Source organism: Gemmatimonadota bacterium (assembly GCA_026706845.1).
GTDB lineage: Bacteria > Latescibacterota > UBA2968 > UBA2968 > UBA2968 > VXRD01.
Genome location: JAPOXY010000019.1, coordinates 1 through 2,493, shown reverse-complemented (window position 1 = coordinate 2,493; position 2,493 = coordinate 1). Strand labels below are relative to the sequence as shown.

At 46.7% G+C, this 2,493-nt stretch carries 1 protein-coding gene; it reads left to right on the top strand.

What is annotated here, in order from left to right; translation table 11 throughout:
• Positions 1-91: 91 nt before the first annotated feature.
• On the top strand, positions 92-2,464 hold the full coding sequence (locus tag OXG87_01625; GenBank protein ID MCY3868223.1) for a GWxTD domain-containing protein: 2,373 nt from the start codon (positions 92-94) through the stop codon (positions 2,462-2,464).
• Positions 2,465-2,493: the final 29 nt, after the last annotated feature.

Below are 2,493 nucleotides of genomic sequence, written 5' to 3'. Positions count from 1 at the left end.
ATTTAAATTCGGGACAACGCGTGAGGCGACAGGCTGTGTTCAATGTAGAGGTGTCACCAGATCTCCGAGACTGAGAAGAAAGGGATGGGCTATGAAGAAGCGAATCACAATCCATATCGGATTGATCGCGTTGGCCTGCATTTTTGGCACTGGCCTGGTCAGAGGGGAAACTACAATAGACGCGCTGTTTCAGAATGCAATGGAGCAAATTGGTCAGGTGAGTCGGAAGGAAAGCATTGTGGCGTTCGAAGAGATTATTTCCAAAGACAAAAAATATGCACCTGCATACAACGAATTGGCCAAACTGCATCTGTTGGACTACAGCGTAAATGGCCGACAGCGGGCAATGCGGAGGATACAGCAGGCAATCTCGATTGCCTCCGACAATGTTGAATATCGGCTGACACGCGGAAAGATTATGTGGCATCAAGGCTTTCGGTCACGGGCATTGAACCAATTCAAGAACGTGATCAAAAAGGATCCGCAAAATACCGCTGTCCTCAATGGACTGGGTATGTTCTGGGTGTATGATTTCCTATCACAGAAAGATAGAAGAAGCGCACAGAATCCAAAAAATTTTAAGATTTTTGCCCAGGAAGCCAAACAAGAAGCACTCCAGGTCCTGCTAAAAAGCATCCAATTGGATGGGACCAATCAGCAATCCTATTATTTGTTGGGCATACTCTACTTTGAAGATAAATACTGGGATGCCTTCCACGCCCTGATGCAAGCCCTGCACGCGCAATATCCAGATGATAAAAATGCACTATTATTCTGTGGGCTTGCTGCCTATCAGATTGGCGAGTTCAATGACTCGCATAACTATTATCAACGCGCTCTTGGCTTGATGAGTGTTGAAGAGCGCGAGTTGCTCGAATCAATTGACCTGCTTGTGTCCGAAGAAGATCATGCATCCCGCGATACGACGCAGACGATTGATAGGTTATTGGAACGCGAGATGTTTTGGAAGCGCCAGGATCCACTTTATTTGTCGGATTTTAATGAAAGAAAGATGGCACACTTTGGTCGTATGGCTTATGTAAATTTGCGATTCAGGCGATTTTCTGATGATGTTGAGGGCTGGCAGACGGATATGGGGAAGACCTATATCAAATTTGGAAGATACAGACGTCGTATGACAGCCTATAAAGGGACCTGGGATTCTAAAGAGGTCCTGGATGCCGCTATGATGGAGTTCTGGCATTACGAAAATTTCCAGATCAAATTTTGTGGCACTACGGATGATATCTGGCACTTTTGCGGCGGTGCTACGGTCGAGACCCCAAGCCTGGTCCCTGCAGTAGGAACCAGTGCCTTTGATATCACTCCCGGTTCTCCAGGGTCACGAAGAGCACCGTCTTCCTTTGTACCATCTATATTGACAGAAGCCTCGCATCACATATTTAAAAAAACAGCACAGCGATTTGTCGATCCATATCTCAATCGAAAATACACCTTGCCCTATCAGATCTCCGCCTTTGAAGAACAAAACAGGATGCGGGTCGAACTCAGCTATATGATTCCAAAAGATCGACTAAAAGAAAATCCCGAAACGGGCAAGGTGCGTTTTTGGGATGGCGTGTTCTTCTTTGATCAGCAGTGGAATGATATGTATAACGACCGCAAATCCAGGACCCTCACTTTGTCGCAACCGCAGCCGGCACAAAACGCCGCTGCACGACATCGCAACGATCACCTGTTGATCTCCCACAGGGTATATATACGCCAGGATAGCTATCATTTTTCGGTAGAATTGTTGGATCAAATATCTGGCCTCATTGGTGTGGCACGCGATGAGAAACCGTTCTTGTATGGCCAGGAGACCTTTCATCTGAGTGATCTGCTCGTCGGCAGCGATATTCAAGCGAAGAAAGCATTGCCAGAAAGCCGTGACGATCTGCATATTACCCCCAATCCAGTTCGCACATTTTCACCATCTGAACCGGTCTTTATCTATCTGGAACTATATGATCTCCAGCGCGACGACTTTGGCAGTACACAGTATGAGATCTCCTACACAATCGGCAAGCCAGAGGTAGATACGCTATCGCCCACATTATTCGCCTCTCAAGATCTGATTGAGACGATGGGTAAGACAGAGATTGATTTGCGGAGTGAACAAATAGACGATATAGAGGCTCAGGGGTTGCAGGCCGGGCGGTCAGAAGACAGCGAGGGGGGCTTTGCCGACAGCCTTATGTTGGGTGAGACAAAGGTTTATACGAGTGGTGGACAAGTCCATCACATCCCTGCTGAGGACTTGAAGATCAAGCGGTCAAAAGATGGTGACTTGACGCGAACCGTGACATCGAATTACGAAGGCAATCGAGAAGATGACTTCACTTATTTGCAGATTGATATGAATCAGGTGCCCGAAGGGATTTATCAATTGACGGTGCTGGCGAGGGACAAGCAAACAGAGCAGACGGATAGGAAATACGTCTATTTTCGGGTTGTAGAGTAAACAACCTTTTTGATAAGTCTGAAAAATAC